Origin of the sequence: Cupriavidus mimosae (assembly GCF_023952485.1) — a bacterium.
GTDB lineage: Bacteria > Pseudomonadota > Gammaproteobacteria > Burkholderiales > Burkholderiaceae > Cupriavidus > Cupriavidus taiwanensis_C.
Genome location: NZ_JALHRY010000010.1, coordinates 138,421 through 156,913 on the forward strand (window position 1 = coordinate 138,421; position 18,493 = coordinate 156,913).

The 18,493-nt window shown below is 68.4% G+C and carries 18 protein-coding genes; 10 read left to right on the forward strand and 8 right to left on the reverse strand.

Going from position 1 to position 18,493, the window contains the following annotated elements; genetic code table 11:
- Window positions 1-8: 8 nt before the first annotated feature.
- Entirely contained in the window at window positions 9-920 is a 912-nt protein-coding gene (locus MKD50_RS19385; RefSeq protein ID WP_252668272.1) for a TauD/TfdA dioxygenase family protein, read from the reverse strand.
- Between the two features lie 40 nt (window positions 921-960).
- Window positions 961-2,631 carry a GMC family oxidoreductase gene (locus MKD50_RS19390; protein WP_252668275.1) on the reverse strand — a complete coding sequence of 557 codons (1,671 nt, stop codon included), beginning with the start codon at window positions 2,629-2,631 and terminating at the stop codon, window positions 961-963.
- A 212-nt stretch (window positions 2,632-2,843) separates the two neighbouring features.
- Here MKD50_RS19390 and MKD50_RS19395 point away from each other — a divergent pair, with 212 nt between their 5' ends.
- Window positions 2,844-3,554, forward strand: coding sequence for a GntR family transcriptional regulator (locus tag MKD50_RS19395; protein WP_240070753.1), 711 nt, complete (start codon window positions 2,844-2,846; stop codon window positions 3,552-3,554).
- Window positions 3,555-3,737: 183 nt separating this feature from the next.
- Here MKD50_RS19395 and MKD50_RS19400 read toward each other — a convergent pair whose 3' ends face one another.
- From MKD50_RS19400 to MKD50_RS19415, 4 genes are all read right to left on the reverse strand, one after another.
- Window positions 3,738-4,079 carry a hypothetical protein gene (locus MKD50_RS19400; RefSeq protein ID WP_252668277.1) on the reverse strand — a complete coding sequence of 114 codons (342 nt, stop codon included), beginning with the start codon at window positions 4,077-4,079 and terminating at the stop codon, window positions 3,738-3,740.
- A 64-nt stretch (window positions 4,080-4,143) separates the two neighbouring features.
- On the reverse strand, window positions 4,144-4,668 hold the full coding sequence (locus tag MKD50_RS19405) for a host attachment protein (RefSeq protein WP_115700850.1): 525 nt from the start codon (window positions 4,666-4,668) through the stop codon (window positions 4,144-4,146).
- A 215-nt stretch (window positions 4,669-4,883) separates the two neighbouring features.
- On the reverse strand, window positions 4,884-6,452 hold the full coding sequence (locus MKD50_RS19410; protein WP_240070751.1) for a sulfatase-like hydrolase/transferase: 1,569 nt from the start codon (window positions 6,450-6,452) through the stop codon (window positions 4,884-4,886).
- Window positions 6,453-6,486: 34 nt separating this feature from the next.
- Window positions 6,487-7,464 (reverse strand): Bug family tripartite tricarboxylate transporter substrate binding protein, encoded by a 978-nt coding sequence (locus MKD50_RS19415; RefSeq protein ID WP_252668278.1) that lies wholly within the window; start codon window positions 7,462-7,464, stop codon window positions 6,487-6,489.
- A 96-nt stretch (window positions 7,465-7,560) separates the two neighbouring features.
- On the opposite strand from MKD50_RS19415, the gene MKD50_RS19420 reads away from it, so the two are divergent.
- Window positions 7,561-8,112, forward strand: coding sequence for a MarR family winged helix-turn-helix transcriptional regulator (locus MKD50_RS19420; protein WP_115700842.1), 552 nt, complete (start codon window positions 7,561-7,563; stop codon window positions 8,110-8,112).
- Window positions 8,113-8,132: 20 nt separating this feature from the next.
- Here the strand turns inward: MKD50_RS19420 and MKD50_RS19425 are convergent, their stop codons facing one another.
- The gene (locus MKD50_RS19425) at window positions 8,133-9,074 is read right to left on the reverse strand and encodes a LysR substrate-binding domain-containing protein (protein ID WP_115700840.1); all 942 of its coding nucleotides are present in this window, start codon (window positions 9,072-9,074) and stop codon (window positions 8,133-8,135) included.
- 162 nt (window positions 9,075-9,236) lie between these two features.
- Between MKD50_RS19425 and MKD50_RS19430 the strand changes: the two genes are divergently transcribed.
- The 3 genes from MKD50_RS19430 to MKD50_RS19440 are packed head-to-tail and all read left to right on the forward strand — an operon-like array spanning window position 9,237 to window position 12,533.
- Window positions 9,237-10,229: a Bug family tripartite tricarboxylate transporter substrate binding protein gene (locus MKD50_RS19430; RefSeq protein WP_252668280.1), complete on the forward strand. Its 993-nt coding sequence runs from the start codon at window positions 9,237-9,239 to the stop codon at window positions 10,227-10,229.
- 53 nt (window positions 10,230-10,282) lie between these two features.
- Window positions 10,283-11,305 (forward strand): DUF1338 domain-containing protein, encoded by a 1,023-nt coding sequence (locus tag MKD50_RS19435; protein ID WP_252668282.1) that lies wholly within the window; start codon window positions 10,283-10,285, stop codon window positions 11,303-11,305.
- A gap of 13 nt (window positions 11,306-11,318) precedes the next feature.
- On the forward strand, window positions 11,319-12,533 hold the full coding sequence (locus tag MKD50_RS19440) for an aminotransferase-like domain-containing protein (RefSeq protein ID WP_252668284.1): 1,215 nt from the start codon (window positions 11,319-11,321) through the stop codon (window positions 12,531-12,533).
- Window positions 12,534-12,561: 28 nt separating this feature from the next.
- On the opposite strand, the gene MKD50_RS19445 is transcribed toward MKD50_RS19440, so the two are convergent.
- On the reverse strand, window positions 12,562-13,386 hold the full coding sequence (locus tag MKD50_RS19445) for a FadR/GntR family transcriptional regulator (RefSeq protein WP_025585039.1): 825 nt from the start codon (window positions 13,384-13,386) through the stop codon (window positions 12,562-12,564).
- A 426-nt stretch (window positions 13,387-13,812) separates the two neighbouring features.
- Here MKD50_RS19445 and MKD50_RS19450 point away from each other — a divergent pair, with 426 nt between their 5' ends.
- The 5 genes from MKD50_RS19450 (at window position 13,813) to MKD50_RS19470 (ending at window position 18,460) form a co-directional block, all read left to right on the forward strand.
- Entirely contained in the window at window positions 13,813-15,015 is a 1,203-nt protein-coding gene (locus MKD50_RS19450) for an ABC transporter substrate-binding protein (RefSeq protein WP_115682557.1), read from the forward strand.
- 121 nt (window positions 15,016-15,136) lie between these two features.
- Window positions 15,137-15,994, forward strand: a complete 858-nt coding sequence (locus tag MKD50_RS19455; protein ID WP_252668286.1) for a branched-chain amino acid ABC transporter permease — start codon at window positions 15,137-15,139, stop codon at window positions 15,992-15,994.
- Window positions 15,994-16,989 carry a branched-chain amino acid ABC transporter permease gene (locus tag MKD50_RS19460; protein ID WP_371925377.1) on the forward strand — a complete coding sequence of 332 codons (996 nt, stop codon included), beginning with the start codon at window positions 15,994-15,996 and terminating at the stop codon, window positions 16,987-16,989. Before MKD50_RS19455 ends, MKD50_RS19460 begins: the two co-directional genes overlap by 1 nt.
- The gene (locus tag MKD50_RS19465; protein ID WP_252668290.1) at window positions 16,986-17,762 is read left to right on the forward strand and encodes an ABC transporter ATP-binding protein; all 777 of its coding nucleotides are present in this window, start codon (window positions 16,986-16,988) and stop codon (window positions 17,760-17,762) included. Before MKD50_RS19460 ends, MKD50_RS19465 begins: the two co-directional genes overlap by 4 nt.
- Window positions 17,759-18,460, forward strand: coding sequence for an ABC transporter ATP-binding protein (locus tag MKD50_RS19470; protein ID WP_252668292.1), 702 nt, complete (start codon window positions 17,759-17,761; stop codon window positions 18,458-18,460). Before MKD50_RS19465 ends, MKD50_RS19470 begins: the two co-directional genes overlap by 4 nt.
- The last annotated feature ends 33 nt before the right edge of the window (window positions 18,461-18,493 follow it).

Consider the following 18,493-nt stretch of genomic DNA (forward strand, 5'->3'; position numbering starts at 1 on the left):
GCGTCCGCTCAGACCGGGCGGTCGCCGATGATGGTGGCGCGGTTCATGTGGCGCACCGCGGGAAAGTAGTCCTGCACGGCGTAATGCTGCGTGGAGCGGTTGTCCCACAGCGCGATCGTGTCCGGCTGCCAGCGCAGCCGCACCTGGTACTCGGGTGCGGCGGCCTGGCGGTACAGGTACTGCATCAGGTCCAGTTCCGCCGGCCGGAAGTCGGAGCCGAAGCGATACGGCTGTTCCTTGGCGAAGTTGGCGAAGTGCGTGGTGAAGGCCTCGTTGACGAACAGGATCTTCTCGCCGGTCTCCGGATGGGTGCGTACCACCGGGTGCACCATGGGCGGATACTTGGCGCGCATCTCCGCATACTTCTCCTCGCTCAGCGCGGTGCCGAACGCGGGCATGGCATCGTGCACCGCCTTCAGGTTGGCGATGCGGTCCTTCATCTCCTGCGGCAGGTTGTCGTAGGCAGCGGCCATGTTGATCCAGATGGTGTCGCCGCCCACCTCGGGGCACTCCAGGCAGCGCAGCATCGAGCCCATCGACGGAATCTCGCGCCACGACACGTCGGAGTGGTACAGGTTCTCGCGGCCGCGGGTCTTGTCGTTGCGGCCGAACACCACCAGTTCCGGGTGCTCCGGATGGTTGGTGAACATCGGGTGGACTTCCAGCTCGCCGAAGCGCCGCGCCACGGCAACGTGCTGGGCCGGCGTGATGGCCTGCTTGCGGAAAAACAGGACCTTGTACTTCAGCAGCGCGCGGCGCAGCGAGAGATAGTTGTCGTGGTCGAGGGTCTCGCGGAAATCGATGCCCTCGACCTCGGCGCCGATGGTCGGCGTGCAGCGGCGCACGGTGAAGGGAAAGGGCTCTTGCTCCAGCGCGCGGTAGGCTTGCGGGCTGATGGTGGCGGGTGCGGCGGCTTGCATGGTTGTCTCCTTGGTGGGTTGTGCCTGGTCGGGCTGGGGCTCAGCGGTAGGCGGCCCTGATCAGGTCCGCGGCCTTTTCGCCGATCATGATGGCCGGCGCGTTGGTGTTGCCGCCGACCAGGGTCGGCATGATCGAGGCGTCGGCGACGCGCAGGCCCTGCACGCCGCGCACGCGCAGTTCCGGGTCGACCACGGCCATGCCGTCGACACCCATCTTGCAGGTGCCGACCGGGTGGTAAACCGTATCGGCATGGTTGCGCACGAAGTCCTGGATCGCCGCCTCGTTGCTGCTGTCGGGCCCGAATGTGTCGGTCAGGACCTCGCGCCCGCCGTGCTGCGCCAGCGCCGGCTGGGCGAAGATGCGGCGGATCGCGCGCACCCCCTCGACCATGCCGGCCATGTCTTCCCCGGCTGAGAGGAAGCGCGGATCGATCAGCGGCGCTTCGCGCGTGTCGCCGCTGCGCAGGCGCACATGGCCGCGGCTCTTGGGGCGCAGCACGCAGGCATGGCAGGAGTAGCCATGACCGAGATTGCCCAGGTTGCGGTTGCCCAGCAGCGCCACCGCGAAGTGCAGCTGCACGTCGGGCATCTCGAGTTCGGGCCGGGTGCGCAGGAACGCGCCGGCCTCGGCGATATTCGATGTCACCATGCCGGTGCGCGTGCGCCGGTAGCGCATCACCTCGCGCGCCAGCCGCAGCATGCCGCGGCCGGTCTTGCCGAACAGCTCGGTGGTCTGCAGCTGCTTGTTGACGATGATGTCGAGGTGGTCCTGCAGGTTCTCGCCCACGCCAGGCAGTTCGTGGACCACGTCGATGCCAATCTCGCGCAGGTGCGCGGCCGGGCCGATGCCCGAGGCCAGCAGCAGCTGCGGCGAGTTGAAGGCGCCGCCGCTGAGCACGATCTCGCGCCGCGCGCGCAGCACCTGCACCGTGCCGCCACGGACCACCTCCACGCCGGTGGCGCGCTTGCCGTCGAACAGGATGCGCAGCGCCTGCGTATCGGTCATCACCGCCAGCCCGCGGCGGCCACCGTTCAGCGCGGCGTCGGCCGCGTTGCCGCTGTGCAGGTAGGCACGCGCCGCGTTCCAGCGCTCGCCGTTTCGCTGCGTCACCTGGTACAGGCCAGCGCCCTCCTGGGTGGGGCCGTTGAAGTCGTCGTTGCGCGGCAGCCCGGCCTGCATCGCGGCCTCGACGAAGCGCTGCGCGAACGGGTTGGGCGAGCGCAGGTCGCTGACGTGCAGCGGACCGTCGTCGCCGTGCAGCAAATCCTGTTTGCCGCCCAGGCGGGGATTGCGCTCGCTGCGGCGGAAGTAGGGCAGCACGTCGTCGAAGCCCCAGCCGCGGCAGCCCAGCGCGGCCCAGTCGTCATAGTCGCGCCGGTGGCCGCGGATATAGACCATGCCGTTGATCGAGGAGCTGCCGCCCAGGCCACGCCCGCGCGGCTGATAGGAGCGGCGGCCGTTCAGCCCCGCCTGGGGCTCGGTGTAGTAGGCATAGTTGCGCGGCCCCGCCCTGGGCACCACGGCGGCGATGCCGACCGGCGCCCAGATCGCGTAGTGATGGTCATGCGGTCCCGCCTCGAGCAGCGCCACCGTGACACTGGCGTCCTCGGCCAGGCGCCCGGCCACGGCACAGCCCGCCGATCCCGCGCCGATGACGATGTAGTCGAACTCCGCCGGCGCGCCGACGGTGTCTTTTGCCCTGGTTTCCAATTGAGTTGTCTCCTGTGTTGCCAGCACGCGGTGATGGGTGGGGCGCAGAGCGCTGGTGACGACGGATACTGCCATTACCTGTTATAACAGGTCAATAGGTTATGACGACACCTGTCATGATAGGTATAATCCGCCTCATTAATCCGCATCATTAATCCGCCTCATTAATCCGCATCACTCAGTTCGGAGCCGCCCGCGGGGGCGGGACACACGTGGCGCTGCCCAGGTTCAAAGAGATCGAAAGCGAGATTCGCCAGCGAATCGCCAGCAACACCTTCGGCCCGGGCGCCAAGTTGCCGTCCGAGGCAGAGCTGATGACCGAATTCGGCGTCAGCCGCATCACCGTGCGGCAGGCCTTGTCCGGCCTGCACAACGCCGGCCTGATCGAGAAAGTGAATGGCAAGGGCAGTTTCGTGACGCGGCCGGCCGATACCCCCAGCCTGGGCGCGCTCACCGGTTTCTATGAAACCGGGCGGGCGCGGGGCCAGCTGGCCTACGGCAAGCTGGCGTCGGTGCGCCTGTTGCGGGCGCCGCCCCATGTGGCCGCGGCGCTGAGCCTGCAGCCGGGCGAGAAGGTGCTGAGCGTGGCCACGGTGCGCTACTGGGACGACGTGGCGGTCGCGTATTTCAACCTGATGGGGCCCGAGCCGCTGATGCGCCGCCTGGTGCAGGAAGATGTCGAGACCAACGACGCCATGGCGCTGTTCGAAAGTCGGCTGGGGTATCGCTTTCGCGACGTGGCGATGGAGGCCAGCGCGATCCCGGCGCCGGCCGACGTGGCCCGCAAGCTCGGCGTCGCCGAAGGGCTGCCGCTGTTGCGCCTGCGCTGCACGCCTTACGACATCGAAGGCACGCCGCTGTTCTGCGCCGACCTGCTGTTCCGGCCGGACCGCTATGCCTACAAGTGGACGCTGACGCGCTAAAGTGCCGGCGCGGCGGCCGGCGATTGCAGCCAGCGCCGGCAAGCGCGCGCCGATCGGCTTTTGCCCAGGTACCCGCACGGTAACTTTTACCGGCCGCACGTACTTCTTACTGCGGCGCAGGCCCGCTGCCCGGCCGTGCCCGCAGCGCCGCAGCGCTGCACTCACCCACCCCAATCTGGTACGTCAGTTGCGTCTTCTCCTGCGCAGCGGCGCCATCGGCGCCCCGCCGGCAGGCTGCGCCATGCAGCAAGGCTTGCCGCCAACCTGCCAGATGGAGGACAACATGAAAACACCCTTACGCATCGGCACAGCCTTGCTCGCACTTGGCATCCTGGCGGGGTGCACAGCCACCGGCAGCACCACCGGCTCCGGCTCGCTGTCCGGATCGGGGTCGGTGACGGAACAGAACCGCAGCCGCACCACGCCTGGCGCCGGCACGTCCACCGGTACTTCCGGTGCGACCAGCACCACCAGCCCGAGCGGTACCTCCAGCGGCAGCAGTGGCGCCGCCAGCGGCTCAGGCACCGCCCGTTGACCGCGGCGCAGCCGCCTGTGTCGGCACGGGCGGCTGCGTGGTCAGGCCCTCCCGCTAACGGTCGCGGCCGGTATTGACGCGTTCGTCGCGCCGCGCCGGCACGATGCCCTCATCGGCCAGCCGCTGCTGCAGGTCGTTGTTGGCCACGTTCTTGAAGTCTTTGTCGATTTCCCGGGTGATCACATCGGTGACTCCCGGCGGCAGGGTCTTGCGCAACAGACCCAGGAAGCGCGGCGCCGCAATCAGCGCCAGTTCATCGAAGCGTTGCTTGTTGCGCGCATCATCGAGGTAATCGGCCACGCGCCGCGCAAACAGCTGCGCTTCCTGGTGCAGCTCGTCCTCGCCCGCCGACGACGTGACCGTCGACGGCCCCACCTGATGGGCGCCGGGGTGCCCCGCGTCGCCCTGGGCGGCGGCGTGGCCACGCCGGCCATAGGCGTCGCGGCGCAGGTCGGCGCGGTCGGCATGGGCGGCCGCGTCGGTGATTTCCTCGACGACTTCCAGCGGCGCGCTGTCGCCGTGCGAGGCAAAGATGCGGGCGACGGATTCATCCGCCACCAGGATCCAGATGTTCTTCATGATCGCTCCGGTTGCCGGCCCGAACACAGGGCCCTCCGGCACCTGTTGCAAGGGATACGCCATCCGGACCGCCGCCGGGGTCTTGGCCGCAGGCACCGCCAGATGCGGCGTGAGATGCCGGCCGCGGCACACGGTTGCAGTATCGACAGGCAAACCGTGCAACTTTTTCAGGCAACCGGCGCTGGCCTCGCCGGCCTGATGCGGCAGGGATCCGGTTACCAGACGCCGAAGAACACGCCGGCCTGCTTGTACACATTAGTTTTGGCCGCGACCTCTTCGTTGGTCACCGTCACGCGCGGCTTGAGCGTGCAGAACCAGTCCAGCAGGCGTAACCGCATGGCACTGCGCACGGCATCATGGCCGGGGTCGGCGCCCAGGTCGAAGTACTCCTGTGGATCGTTGTGCAGGTCGAACAGCTGCGGCCGGAAGCCCTGCCAGTGCACGTATTTCCAGCGCGCGTCGCGCACCATCCAGGCACGGCATGCGCCGGGATGGCGGCCCAGCGCGACGCGCGCGCCGCGGTAGGCATAGTCCAGCTCGGAGACCACGGCATCGCGCCACGCACCGGCACCGTCGCGCTCGGTGGCGCGCGTCAGGTCCAGCAGCGAGCGGCCTTCGACGCGGTGGTCGGCCGGCGGCAGCCCCAGCGCATCCAGCACCGTCGGCACCACGTCGACCGCGCTGACCAGGCTGTCTTGCGCGGTGCCGCGGGTGGCATTGGCCTGCGAAGAAGGGTCGTAGACGATCAGCGGGATGTTCTGCACGGTGTCGTAGAACTGTTCCTTCTCGCCCAGCCAGTGGTCGCCCAGGAAGTCGCCATGGTCGGCGGTGAAGACGATCAGCGTGTCGTCCCAGCGGCCCAGCCGTTCCAGCTGTTCCCACAACAGGCCGAGCCGGTCATCGATCTGCTGGATCAGGCCCTGGTAAGCCGGGCGCACCGTGTCCGAGACTTCGGCGCGCATGAAGTTGGCGCATTCCTCCTGCGTGCGATACGCCGACAGCACCGGATGCGGGTCTTCGAGTTCGGCGTCGTGGCGCTGCAGCGGCAGGCAATCGTCCAGCGAATAAGCGGCGTGGTACGGCGCGGGCGCGAGGTAGGGCCAGTGCGGCTTGACCAGCGACAGGTGCAGCACCCACGGATCGTCGCCGCGCGCCGCGATGTACTGCATGGCCTGGCCGACGGTGTAGGCGGTCTCGGAATGCGGCTCGGCCACGCGCGCGGGCAGCCCGGCATTGCGCATGTGCCAGCCCGAGACGATCTCGCCGCGCGCATTCTCCGCGCTGATCACGTAGTCGGTCCACGGGTCGGCGCTGTCGTAGCCTTGCCGGCGCAGCCAGTCGGCATAGGCGCTGCGCGGCTCGGCGTGATGGCCGTCGTGGCGATCGACTTCGGTGAAGTGGCCGCTGCGCAGCAGCGTCTCCAGCTCGGTGCCGCCGTCCAGGTGCAGCCGCTTCAGGTTCGCGTTGTCGGGCATCACATGGGTCTTGCCCGCCAGCGCCAGCGCGCGGCCGCTGTCCTTCAGGTATTCGCCCAGCGTGACTTCACCGACCGACAGCGGCACGCGGTTCCAGGTGGCGCCGTGGCTGCTGACGTAGCGGCCGGTATAGAAGCTCATGCGGCTGGGTCCGCAGACGCCGGAGGTGACATAGGCGCGGTCGAAGCGCACGCCGCGCGCGGCCAGGGCATCGATATTGCGCGTGCGCAGCGTCGGGTGCCCGTAGCAACCGAGATGGTCGCGCCGCAGCTGGTCGCACATGATGAAGAGGGTATTGCGGATCGTCATGGTCGGGAAGGTTGCGGGAAGCCGGCTGGAGGTGTCAGTCGCCGGTATAGCCCGAGGCCTTGACCACGGGCGCCCATTTGGCGGCGTCGGCCTTCAGCACCCCGGCGAAGGCCTCGGCGGGGCCGGTGGCGGGTTCGAGCCCGAGCTTCAGGAACTTGGCGCGCACGTCGGGCGACTGCACCGCCTTGACGATGGCGGCGTTGAGCCGCTCCAGCGCCGCGCGCGGCGTGCCGGCGGGGGCCAGCACGCCATAGCGGCCTTCGCCCTCGATGCCCTGGTAGCCGAGTTCCGTAAAGGTGGGCACGTCCGGCAGCGCCACCGAACGGTGCGTGCCCGAGGTTGCCAGCACGCGGATCTTGCCGGCGCGGTGCATCTCGGTCAGGTCAGCCAGGGTGTCGACCGAGGCCGGCACCTGGCCGCCGACCAGTGCGCTCATCAGCGGCGCCGAGCCGTTGAACGGCACGTGCAGCATGTCCACGCCCACCTGCTTGCCGATCATCAGCCCGAAGAAATGCGGAATGCTGCCGAGCGCGGGCGAGGCGTAGGAGTTGTTCTGCGCCCCGGCCTTGAGCCATGCCACGTAGTCCTTGAGGGTGCGCGCGGGGCTGCCCGGGCCGGTGGCCAGCGCAAGCTGGAAGTTCGCGGCCTGCGCCACCGGCGTGAAATCGCGCTGGATATCGTAGTTGAGCTTGCGGTAGACCAGCGGCGCGATGGTCATCACCGCGGAGTTGGCCACCACCAGCGTATTGCCATCGGCGGGCTGCGTGCGCGCATAGTCCATCACCAGCCGCCCGCCGGCGCCGGGCTTGTTCTCGATCACCACGGTCTGGTTCAGGGTCTCGCGCAGCTTGTCGCCGACCAGGCGCGCGGCCAGGTCGGCGGTGCCCCCGGCGGGGTAGCCCACCAGGATGCGCAGCGGCCGGTCTGACTGGGCGCTGGCCGGCGCGGACCCGGCTGCGGCGACGGCCAGCAGGCAGGCGGCAAGGCGGGGAAGGAAATTGCGGGGGCTCACGGTGTCTCCTGTCTGTTGTGCGCCGGCGGCCGGCATGGACGGGAAGCTAACACCCGTCGATATAATTGACAAAGTCAACTAAATCGCGGGTGTGGCATGGCACACGACAAGGGTGGCAGCCGTCTACAGCGGCCGCAGCGGCTGGCCGATTTCATCAATTACCGGGTCTACCATCTGAACCGGGTCGCACTGGGCGCGGCCGCGCTGCACCTGCGCGCGCGGGCGGGCGTGACGCGGCGCGAATGGCGCATGATTTCCTTCCTGGGGGAGCAGCCCGGCACGCGGCTGACCGAACTGGCGGAGAGCGCCGGCCTCGACAAGGTGCTGGCCAGCCGCGCCGTGCACGCGCTGGTGGAACGCGGCCTGGTGCGCCGGGAAACGCGCGCGCAGGACCGGCGTGCGGCCGCGTTCACGCTGACGGAGGAGGGCGCGGCGGTTTACCGCACCGCCTTTGCGCAAGCGCGCGACTTCAATACGCAGCTGGCCGCCTGCCTGACGGCCGAAGAGGCGCGGGTGCTGTCGCGCTGCCTCGACAAGCTGCAGGCGCAGGCCGGCGCCATGCTGGCCGAGGCCCAGGCCTTGCCGCAGCCGGCGGGCGAGGCGCCGGCGTGGGAACTGCAGCGGGTGTGGCGCGGGGAAAAGGGGTAGGCCGCGCACGCCTGCAGCCTTCAATCCCGCGCGGCTGACTTGGGGCCGGCAGCACCCACGCCCTGGCCCTCGGCAAATGCCGACGCCGCCTCCAGCAGCCACGCGCGCAGATGCTGCATGGCATGGCTCATCGGGCGCGTATCGGGCTGGACCAGGTAATACGCGCTGGTGGAGCGCAGCGAGCGGGCCACGGGGCTCACCAGTTGCCCGCTCGCCAGATACTCTTCCACCAGGAAACGCGGCACCAGGCCGATGCCCAGGCCGGCCCGCGCCGCGGCGATCACCATGCTGTGGTGGTCGAAGCGGGCCCCGCGCATGGCGTTGACGTCGTCGATGCCGGCAGCCTCCATCCATTGCTTCCAGCCGAAACTGCGCGTGGCCAGGTGCAGCAGCGGCGCATGCGCGATGTCGCTCGCGTCAAGGCGCTTCTTGCGGCCGAACAGCTGCGGGTGGCACACCGCCACGGATTCCTCGCCGAACAACAGATCCGCCCGGGCGCCGGGATAGACCGCTTCGCCGAAGTGGATCGCCGCATCGTAGGGCGTGCCGTCGAACAGGAACACGTCCGACTGCGCGCTGATATTGACCACCACCTGGGGATGGCGCGCGTAGAAGTCGGGCAGGCGCGGGATCAGCCATTCGACCGCAAGGGTCGGCACGCATGCCAGCTCGACGGTGCCGCCCGCGCCTTCGTGCGCCATCACCTCCAGCGTGTCGCGCTGCAGCTTGCGCAGCATCTCGCGCACCTGGACGCTGTAGAGCGCTCCCGCCGCGGTCAGCGTGATGCGCTGGTTGGCGCGGTGAAACAATTGCACGCCGAGCAGGCTTTCCAGCGCGGCAATCTGGCGCGATACCGCGCTTTCCGTGATGAACAGGTCAGCGGCGGCGCGGCGCAGGTTGAGGTGCAGCGCGGCGGCTTCGAAGGCGCGCAGGCTGGAAAGGCTGGGAAGGCGTTGCCGCATCGCGGGAAGGGAACGGTGGTTGATGACATAAAGTCATCATCCTATACCGAAATCTCGCTTGAACCGGCGGACTTGATGAGAAATGATTCAGCCCTGGTACCGCGGCCCCCACCATCGCGGCACTGCCATAACGACAACCATCAGGTAGACAGGAAAACAACAATGAAACGCTTGTTCAGCGCGCTGGCCGCCGGCACTTTCGCCTTTGGCATGACCCTATCCGGCATCGTCGCCGCCGAGGATTTCCCCGCCAAGCCCGTCCGCATCATCGTGCCGTACCCGCCGGGCGGCACCACCGACATGGTGGCGCGGCTGGTCGGCGAACGGCTCGCGCTGCAATGGAAGCAACCGGTGCTGGTGGAGAACCGGCCCGGTGCGGGCGGCATCGTGGGCACCGGCGTCGCCGCCAAGTCCACCGCCGACGGCTATACGCTGCTGATGGGCTCGGTGGGCGAGTTCGGCATCAATCCCACCCTGTACAAGAAGCTGCCCTATGACGCCGTGGCTGATTTCGCGCCGGTGACGATGGTGGCGCGCGTGCCCAACGTGGTGGTGCTGTCGCCGGCCTTTGCCGAGCGCGCGCACGTGCAGACGCTGGCCGAGTTCATCGCCTACCTGAAGGCCAACCCGAAGCGCGTCAACATGGCGTCGGCGGGCAACGGCACCTCGACGCACCTGGCCGGCGAGCTGTTCCAGCGCATGACCGGCACCGAGATGAGCCACGTCGCCTACAAGGGCAGCAGCCCGGCGATTGCCGACCTGATGGGCGGCAGCGTCGACGTGATGTTCGATAACCTGCCGGCATCGCTGCCGTTCGTGCGCTCCGGCAAGCTCAAGGCGCTGGCGGTGACCACGCCGGCGCGCTCGTCGGCGCTGCCCAATGTGCCGACCGTGGCCGCCGCCGGTCCGGTGCCGGGCTTCGACGCCAGCCCGTGGTTCGGCCTGCTGGCGCCGCGCGGCGTGTCCAGCGCGGTGGCGCAGAAGATCAGCCAGGACCTGGCGCGCGCGCTCGGCGATCCCGCCGTGCAGTCCCGCATGCGCGACCTCGGCGCGGAACCCGCGCCGAGCACTCCCGAAGCCTTCGCCGAGGTGCTGAAGAAAGACCGCCAGAAGTGGGGCGAGATCGTGCGCCTGTCCGGCGCTTCGGTGGACTGAAAGCCGTCATTGATTTCCATCTCGTTATCCGGCCGATGAGCCCTACCTGCATCATGAGCAATAACATCAACTCACTCGTTTCCCTGCACCTTGGCGCCATCGGCGCCGAGCGCCTGTCCGCGCTGGTGAGCGCGCCCACGCAGCTGCCGGCCGGCGCAGCCGGGCGCCCGTCGCGCGCGGAGATTGCCCATGCGCTGAACCTGGTGCTGTTCGCCGGCATCCTCGAGCGCGTGCCGACCGGCAAGGCCTACACCGAAGACGTGGCCGCTGCGGGCGGCAAGGTCCACTTCGACCATGGCGCGCTGCGCACCGTGCGCTGGTCCGGCCACGGCGCGCTGCCAGCCGGCGAGGCCGCCTTCACGCGCATCCTGCGGCCGCTGGGCTACCGCCTGAACGGCACCTATCCGCTCGACCGCATCGGCATGACCGGGCGCTCGTACGCGCATGAAGACGCGCCGGAAGAGATCGCGCAGTTCTTTGTCAGCGAACTGCACCCGGAGCGTTTCAGCGAAGGCTTCCAGCAGGCCGTCAGCCGCGTGCTGGAAACTTCGGTCGATCCGCTGACGCCGCGCGCGCAGGCACTGCTGTGGGAGCTCGAGCGCGAAGGCTCGTTGCCGCTGGCGGATGCCGGCGAGCTGATCGGTGCGCTGGCGCGCTGCTTCGAGCGCCATCACGCTGCGCCGCGGCTGGCCGATTACGAGGCCCTGCTTGCCGAATCGGCCGAGATGGCGTGGATCGCCACCGAGGGCAATGCCTTCAACCACGCTACCGACCGCGTCGAAGACGTGTTCGCCCTGGCCGAGGCGCAGAAGCGCCTGGGCCGGCCGATCAAGGACAAGGTGGAGGTGTCGCGCAGCGGCCGCGTGCGCCAGACCGCGTTCCGCGCCGACCCGGTGCGCCGCGCCTTTGTCGGCGCGGACGGCGCCGAGGTGGTGCGCGAGGTGCCGGGCTCGTTCTACGAGTTCATCACCCGCGACCGCTACGTCGATGACGCGCAGGCGGTCACGCGCACCGACCTCGGTTTCGATGCCGGCAATGCGCAGGGCATCTTCAAGATGACCGCCGCGGCATGCTGACGCCGAGCCGACCATGACCGTCGCCTACCCGTTCGTTCCCGCGCTGCGCGAGCCGGAAGGCTCGCCGATCCGCGAGCTGTTCAAGTACCTGTCGGATCCGGAGATGATCTCCTTCGCGGGCGGCTATCCGTCGGCCGCGCTGTTCGATGCCGACGGCATCGGCGCCGCGTCCGCGCAGGCGCTGCGCGAGCGGCCCGCCGAATGCCTGCAGTACGGCGCCACCGAAGGCGCGCCCGCGCTGCGCGACGCCCTCGTGATGCTGATGGCCGGGCGCGGTGCCGCTATGACCCGGGACCAGCTGCTGGTCACCAGCGGCTCGCAGCAGGGCTTCGATTTCCTGGTGCGCGCGCTGGTCGAGCCGGGCAGCGTGGTGCTGGTCGAGGAGCCGACCTATTCGGCGACATTGCAGGCGCTGCGGCTGGCGGGTGCCGACGTGTGCGGCGTGCCTTCCGACCAGCACGGCATGGACGTCGACGCGCTCGCGGCGATGCTGGCCGACGGCGCGGCGCGCCCGCGGCTGATCTACACGGTGCCGAGCTTTGCCAACCCGACCGGCGCCACGCTGTCGCCCGCGCGCCGGCTGCGCCTGCTGGAGCTGGCGGCGCGGCACCAGGTGGTGCTGGTCGAAGACGATCCCTATGGCGCGCTGAGTTTCGACGGCGCCGCGCCGCCGTCGCTGCTGGCGCTGAGCGACCAGGTGCCCGGCGCCCGTCCGTGGCTGGTGCACCTGGCCAGCCTGTCGAAGACGCTCGCGCCGGGCCTGCGCATCGGCTGGATGGTGGCCGCTCCGGAAATCATCCGCCGCGCGGTGATTGCCAAGCAGGTGTCGGATCTCTGCACGCCGCCGTGGATCCAGCTGGCGGTCGCGCAATACCTGGCGGACGGGCGGCTGCCGGCGCAGGTGGAGCGCGAGATCGCGTTCTACCGCGACAAGCGCGACCGGCTGGCCCAGGCGCTGTGGCAGGCCTTCGGCGAGCGGATCCGCTTTGCCTTGCCGGCTGGCGGCATGTTCCTGTGGGCTGCGCTGGAGGGCGTCGACGATGCCGCCGCGCTGCTGCCGCATGCGATCGCCGAAAAGGTGTTGTTCGTACCCGGGGCCGGCTTCTACGCGCGGCGCCGCGCACGGCCCGCGTTCCGGCTCTCGTTCGCTGGCGCGGCGCCGGAGCAGATCGCCGAAGGCGTGGCGCGGCTGAAGCGGGCGGTGGCGCGCCTGGACGCGGCCGGCTGACACGATCGCGGGTGCGCCGGCCCGGGGTTCATTCGTCGTCCGCCGGCAGCATCCGGCCGCGCCGCGGCATTTCGGAGTCCAGCACCAGGCGGCCATGGACCCGCCCGTTCATGCGCGTGACGTAATGCGTGCATTCTTCCATATGCGCCGACATCAGCGCGCGCACCGTCTCGGCGTCGCGCTGGCGTGCGGCCTCGACAATGCGCTTGTGGAACTTGACGTTGGCCGCGCCGAATTTCTCGTGCTCGCACGCAGGGGTGTCGTTGCCGAACACCACCAGCTGGCGAATCATTTCGTTGATCAGCTCGCATGAGAACCGCAGCATCGGGTTAGGATTGGCGGCGGCCAGGATGTCGTGGAAGGTCAGGTCTTCCTGGCGCTGGTCCAGCAGCGGCGTCGCGGCCGCGGCCGAGGCCGGGTCGCACAGGTCGATGGTGCGCTCCAGCGCCTTGAAATCGTCATCGGTCAGATGCGGCACCGCGCCGGCGGCCAGCTCCGGCTCCAGCAGCCGGCGCACGGTGTAGATGTCGGCAATGCCGACGTCCTTGAAGAACAGGTAGTTCTGCATCAGCTGGAAGGTGCGGTCCAGCGGCACTTCGACGATCGTGCCCCCGCCCGCCGGCCCGGTGCTGACCCGGATCAGGCCCTGTACCTCCAGCGACTTCAGTGCCTCGCGGATGGTGCTCTTGCTGACGGAGAACATCTGCTGCAGCTTGACCTCGTGCGGCAGCTTGTCGCCCGGGCGCAGGTTGCGCTGGGTAATCAGCCGCTTGAGCTCTTCCGCCACCAGGTCCGCGCGCTTCTGCTTGCGGATCTCGATGGCCCCGGTCTTGCCCTCCCGAAACATCGCCATTGCTCTTTCCTTGTCATGCGCCGCAAGCCATGGAGGCCCGGGCGCTTGCATTCTAGCCAAGCGCGCCGGCGCAGGGCCGCGGCTTGCCCCAGCCGCGTGCATGCTGCCCGATTCGCTGGCATGGCCGGGCTCTGCGCGCACCTTTCTGCCTTCCCGTCGCCTCATGCGCGGCCCACGTAGCGCCATGCGCCGAGGGTGCGTAAACCCTGACCTTTCCTTTGTTGACAACGATTCCGGCCGACTCCTAAGATGATTCTATTCTATTTATACGTATAAATAGAATAAACAGGTTCGATTCTTGCTCGGGCAGTGTCGGCGCCGGGCGAAAGTCACCAGCATCTCGGGGAGACGGTGCAGCGCCGGGCCATGGCGTTGGCCAGACTTTCGCCCCGTGCCGCCCGATCCCCACATAACGAGGAGTGAGCCTTGAATCGTCGTGACCTGCTGAAACTGGCGGCGCTGTCCGCCGTTCCCACCTCCCTGATCCATGGCCGCAGCGCCCTTGCCGCCGGCGAAGCACTGGAATTCGGTTGCCCGGTGCCGATGTCGGGCGCCTTCGCCGCCAACGGGAAATTCGCCGACCTGGGCATGCGGCTCGCCATCGACCAGTACGGCCAGGTGCTGGGCCGGCCGCTGCGCTATAGCGTGCTCGACACCGAAGGCAAGCCCGCCACCGCGGTGCGCAAGGTGCAGGAGCTGGCGCAGCAGAAGGCGGCGCGCTATTTCGCCGGCGGCATCCTGTCGTCCGAATCGCTGGCCATGGGCAAGGAGGCGGAAAAATTCGGCGGCGTGTTCGTGACCACCGCGGGGGCCGACGAGATCACCGGCAAGGACTGCAACCGCGCCACCTTCCGCTGGTCGGTGCCGACCTTCGGCGCGATCGAGCGCACCGTGCGGCCGCTGATCGAATCGATGCCCAAGGCCAAGCGCTGGTACACCATCACGCCGCAATACGTGTTTGGCGACGGGTTGCTGTCGGCGGCGAAGGCGATCTTCAAGGAGAAGGGCATCGAGCACGTGGGCAACAGCTACCACGCCCTGACCGAGAAGGAATTCAGCGGATACCTGACCAACGCGCTGGCCGCCAAGCCGGACGTGCTGCTGATCCTGAACTTCGGCTCGCAGTCCGCGGACACGCTGCGCCAGGCGGTGAGCTTCGGCATGAAGAAGAACACCACCATCCTGCTGGCGTGGGCCTCGGGACTGGAGCAGTTCGAGTCGCTCGGTGCTGACCTGTGCGAGGGCGTTTATTTCGGCGCGCAGTACTGGCACGGCGTCGATACGCCGCTGAACCGCGACCTGGTCAAGCGCACCCAGGCCAAGTTCAAGTCCAATCCCAACTACAGCCTGGCAGGCTCGTACATCTGCACCAAGATCATGGTGGACGGCATGATCAAGGCCGGCAGCGCGGATCCGAAGGCGGTGGTCGCCGCGCTCGAGGGCATGAAGTACGAGGGCCTGACCGGGCCGGAGGAAATCCGCGCCGCCGACCACCAGGTGCTGAAGAACTACTACCTGCTCAAGGGCAAGGCCAAGTCGCGCATGAAGGACAAAGACGACTACGCCGAAATCGTCAGCGTCGGCAAGGCCTTCCTGCCGGTCGAGCAGACCCAGTGCAAGATGGCCTGATGCCCTGACACCGCGGGGCCGCCGCTCCGCCGATTCACACACTGAAGCACACCGAAGCACCGTGCCGCGCAGTCCCGCGCAGTCCCGCACGGTGTGGCGGCTTCCTACATCCGTACGACTCATGAACGTCTATCTGTTGCAGGTGATCAACGGCGTCGGCATAGGCATGCTCTACTTCCTGCTGGCGGTAGGGCTGTCGATCGTGTTCGGCCTGTTGCGCTTCGTCAATTTCGCGCATGGCGCCTTCTATGCGCTGGGTGCCTACCTCTGCTTCCAGGCGCTGCAAATCGGCATGAACTTCTGGATGGCGCTGGTATTCGCTCCGATCATCATCGGCGCGCTGGCGTGGCTGACCGAAAAGGTCATGCTGCGCCACGTCTATGCGCAACCGCACGAGTTCCACATCCTGGTCACGGTGGGACTGGCGCTGGCCATCCAGGAGCTCATCATCGTCGGCTGGGGGCCGCTCGGCGTCGACGTGCCGCCGCCGGATGCACTGCAGGGCGTGGTGATGTGGGGCGACTTCATCTATCCCAAGTACCGGCTGTTCGTGATCGGCTTTACCGGCCTGCTGGCGATCGGGCTGTGGTGGCTGCTGGAAGGCACGCGCCTGGGCAGCGCGGTGCGCGCGGGCAGTGAATCCACCGAGATGGTGTCGCTGCTCGGCATCAATGTGTTCCGGCTGTTCAGCCTGATGTTTGCGCTCGGCGCCGCCACCGCGGCGATCGCCGGCGTGCTGGCCGCGCCGATTCGCGGCGCCGAGCCGTTCATGGGTGTCGAGGCGCTGGGCGTGGCCTTTATCGTGGTCGTGGTGGGGGGCATGGGCAGCTTCACCGGCGCGCTGATTGGCGGCTTGCTGGTGGGGGTGGTGCAGAGCCTGATGAGCACGCTGTGGCCCGAAGGCGCGCGGCTGATGATCTATGTCGCCATGGCCGCGGTGCTGCTGCTGCGTCCGCATGGCTTGCTGGGGAGGGGATGATGGCAAGGCTAAATCAAGGGTTGTTGCGCTATCGCTTCTGGTGGCTGGCACTTGGCGTCACGCTGCTGCTGCCGCTGACGATGCGCTCCGGCACGCTTGCCACCGAAGTGCTGATCTACGCGATGGCCGCCATAGCGTGCAACCTGCTGCTCGGCTATACCGGCCTGCTGTCGTTCGGCCAGGGGATTTTCTTCGGGCTCGGCAGTTATGCGGTGGGGCTGGCACTGACCCGCGCCAGCCTGCCAATGCCGCTGGCGCTGCTGCTGGCGATCGTGATCGGCGCGGCCGCGGCGGCGCTGGTGGGCTGGTTTGCGATCCGCCAGCGCGGCACCTATTTCGTGATGCTGACGCTCGCGTTCGCGCAGATGTTTTACTTCCTCGCCTATACCGCGCCCGGCATCACCGGCGGCGACAACGGCCTGCTCGACATCCCGCGTCCGTCCTTGTCCATCGCCGGTAATGCGCTGGTGCCGCTGGCATCGCCGTGGCAGTTCTATGGGTTCGTCGCGGTGCTGTTCCTGGCGGTCTTCCTGGCGGTGCTGCGCGTGACCGAATCGGTGCTGGGCCGCACGCTGCTGGCGATCCGCGACAACGAAGAGCGCGCGCTGGCGGTCGGCTACAACGTCAAGGCATTCAAGCTACTGGCCTTCATGGTCTCCGGTGCGGTCACCGGGCTGGCCGGCGCGCTGCATGCGATGCTGACCGGCATCGCGCCGCTGACCAATATCGACTACCACGCCAGCGAGATGATCCTGGTGATGACCGTGATCGGCGGCACCGGCAATATCTTTGCCTCGGTGCTGGGCGCCGCCTTCTATGTGCTGCTGGCGGACTGGCTGTCGACGCTGTGGCCGCGCTGGCTGATGCTGCTCGGCTTCCTGCTGATCGCGGTCAGCCTGTTCATGCAGCGCGGGTTGTGGGGCCTGGGCGCCACGCTATGGGATCGCCTGCGCGGCGTGCGCCGTGCCCCCGTCACGCAGGAGGAACGCGCATGAACACCGCCACCACACCGATTCTCGAAGCCACCGGCATCGTCAAGCAGTACGGCAAGTTCATGGCGCTGGGCGGGGTCGACCTGCGCGTGATGCCGGGCACGATCCATTCGGTGATCGGACCCAACGGCGCCGGCAAGACCACGCTGTTCCACATGCTGACCGGCACCAAGGAAGTCAGCGCCGGCCGCATCGTCTTCGACGGCAAGGACGTCACGGCGGAAGCCGACTACCAGCGGGTGCAGCGCGGTATCGCGCGCTCGTTCCAGGTCACCAGCCTGTTCCCGAGCCTGCCGGTGCGCGAGAACCTGCGCCTCGCCGCGCTGGGCAGGTCGCCGCGCAAGGCCATGAGCGGATGGCGCCTGCCGGTGGGCGAACTCGCCTGCGGCGAGGTGGTCGACCAGGTGCTGGAACGGCTGGAACTGGCGCGCGTTGCGGACAGCGCAGCGGGCGTGCTGTCGCACGGCCAGCAGCGCCGCCTGGAGGTCGGCATGGCGCTGGCCGCGCGGCCGCGCGCGATCTTCCTGGACGAGCCCACCTCGGGCATGGGCGTCGACGACCTCGGCGCGATGAAGCGGCTGATCCGCGGGCTGGCGCAGGACCACACCGTGGTGCTGATCGAACACAACATGGACATCGTCATGGATATCTCGGACACCGTCACGGTGATGCAGCAAGGCAAGGTGCTGATGGAAGGGCCGCCCGCGGCCGTGCGCGGTGACCCGCGCGTGCGCGCCGCCTATCTGGGCAACATGATCACCGGAGGCAAGGGATGATGCTCGACGTACAGGAGATCCATGGCTACTACGGCAAGAGCCATGTGCTGCAGGGCGTGTCGCTGGCGGTCGGCGAAGGCGAGCTGGTCACGCTGCTGGGGCGCAACGGCGCCGGCAAGTCGACCACGCTCAAGGCCATCGCCGGCGTGGTCCAGCCTCGCGGGCGTGTCGTCTTCCGCGGCAAGGACGTCGCCGGCCTGGCGCCGCACCGGATTGCCGCCGAAGGCCTGTGCCTGGTGCCCGAGCACCGCGGCATCTTCAAGCTGCTGACGGTGGAAGAGAACCTCAAGCTGGCCGCGCGCCGCGATTCGCCGTGGCAGCTGCAAGACATCTACCGCATCTTCCCGCGCCTGCGCGAGCGGCGCGGCAACGGCGGCGCGCAGCTGTCCGGCGGCGAACAGCAGATGCTCGCGATCGGGCGCGCCATGATGAACCATCCGCGCCTGCTGATGCTCGACGAGCCGGTCGAAGGGCTGGCGCCGGTGATCGTGGAAGAGATCGTGGCGCAGCTCAAGGTCATCAAGGCCGCCGGCGTGCCGATCCTGCTGGTGGAGCAGAACCTCGAGGTCTGCACGCAGCTGGCCGACCGCCACGTGATCATCGAGCAGGGCAGGGTGGTCTACACCGGCAGCAACGACGCGTTCCGCGCCGACGAGGCGGTCCAGGACCGCTATCTCGGCGTCGGCCTGGCGGCCTGAACCATGGATGATGGCGGCCGCGATGCCGGCCGA

Excerpts from the sequence above, each read along its gene's own strand:
- MKD50_RS19445 (WP_025585039.1), bottom strand. The coding sequence starts at position 13,386 with ATGGCGATGTTTCGGGAGGGCAAGACCGGGGCCATCGAGATCCGCAAG.
- MKD50_RS19385 (WP_252668272.1), bottom strand. The coding sequence starts at position 920 with ATGCAAGCCGCCGCACCCGCCACCATCAGCCCGCAAGCCTACCGCGCG.
- MKD50_RS19410 (WP_240070751.1), bottom strand. The coding sequence starts at position 6,452 with ATGACGATCCGCAATACCCTCTTCATCATGTGCGACCAGCTGCGGCGC.
- MKD50_RS19435 (WP_252668282.1), top strand. The coding sequence starts at position 10,283 with ATGAGCAATAACATCAACTCACTCGTTTCCCTGCACCTTGGCGCCATC.
- MKD50_RS19425 (WP_115700840.1), bottom strand. The coding sequence starts at position 9,074 with ATGCGGCAACGCCTTCCCAGCCTTTCCAGCCTGCGCGCCTTCGAAGCC.
- MKD50_RS19470 (WP_252668292.1), top strand. The coding sequence starts at position 17,759 with ATGATGCTCGACGTACAGGAGATCCATGGCTACTACGGCAAGAGCCAT.
- MKD50_RS19465 (WP_252668290.1), top strand. The coding sequence starts at position 16,986 with ATGAACACCGCCACCACACCGATTCTCGAAGCCACCGGCATCGTCAAG.
- MKD50_RS19460 (WP_371925377.1), top strand. The coding sequence starts at position 15,994 with ATGGCAAGGCTAAATCAAGGGTTGTTGCGCTATCGCTTCTGGTGGCTG.
- MKD50_RS19455 (WP_252668286.1), top strand. The coding sequence starts at position 15,137 with ATGAACGTCTATCTGTTGCAGGTGATCAACGGCGTCGGCATAGGCATG.
- MKD50_RS19405 (WP_115700850.1), bottom strand. The coding sequence starts at position 4,668 with ATGAAGAACATCTGGATCCTGGTGGCGGATGAATCCGTCGCCCGCATC.
- MKD50_RS19440 (WP_252668284.1), top strand. The coding sequence starts at position 11,319 with ATGACCGTCGCCTACCCGTTCGTTCCCGCGCTGCGCGAGCCGGAAGGC.
- MKD50_RS19430 (WP_252668280.1), top strand. The coding sequence starts at position 9,237 with ATGAAACGCTTGTTCAGCGCGCTGGCCGCCGGCACTTTCGCCTTTGGC.
- MKD50_RS19420 (WP_115700842.1), top strand. The coding sequence starts at position 7,561 with ATGGCACACGACAAGGGTGGCAGCCGTCTACAGCGGCCGCAGCGGCTG.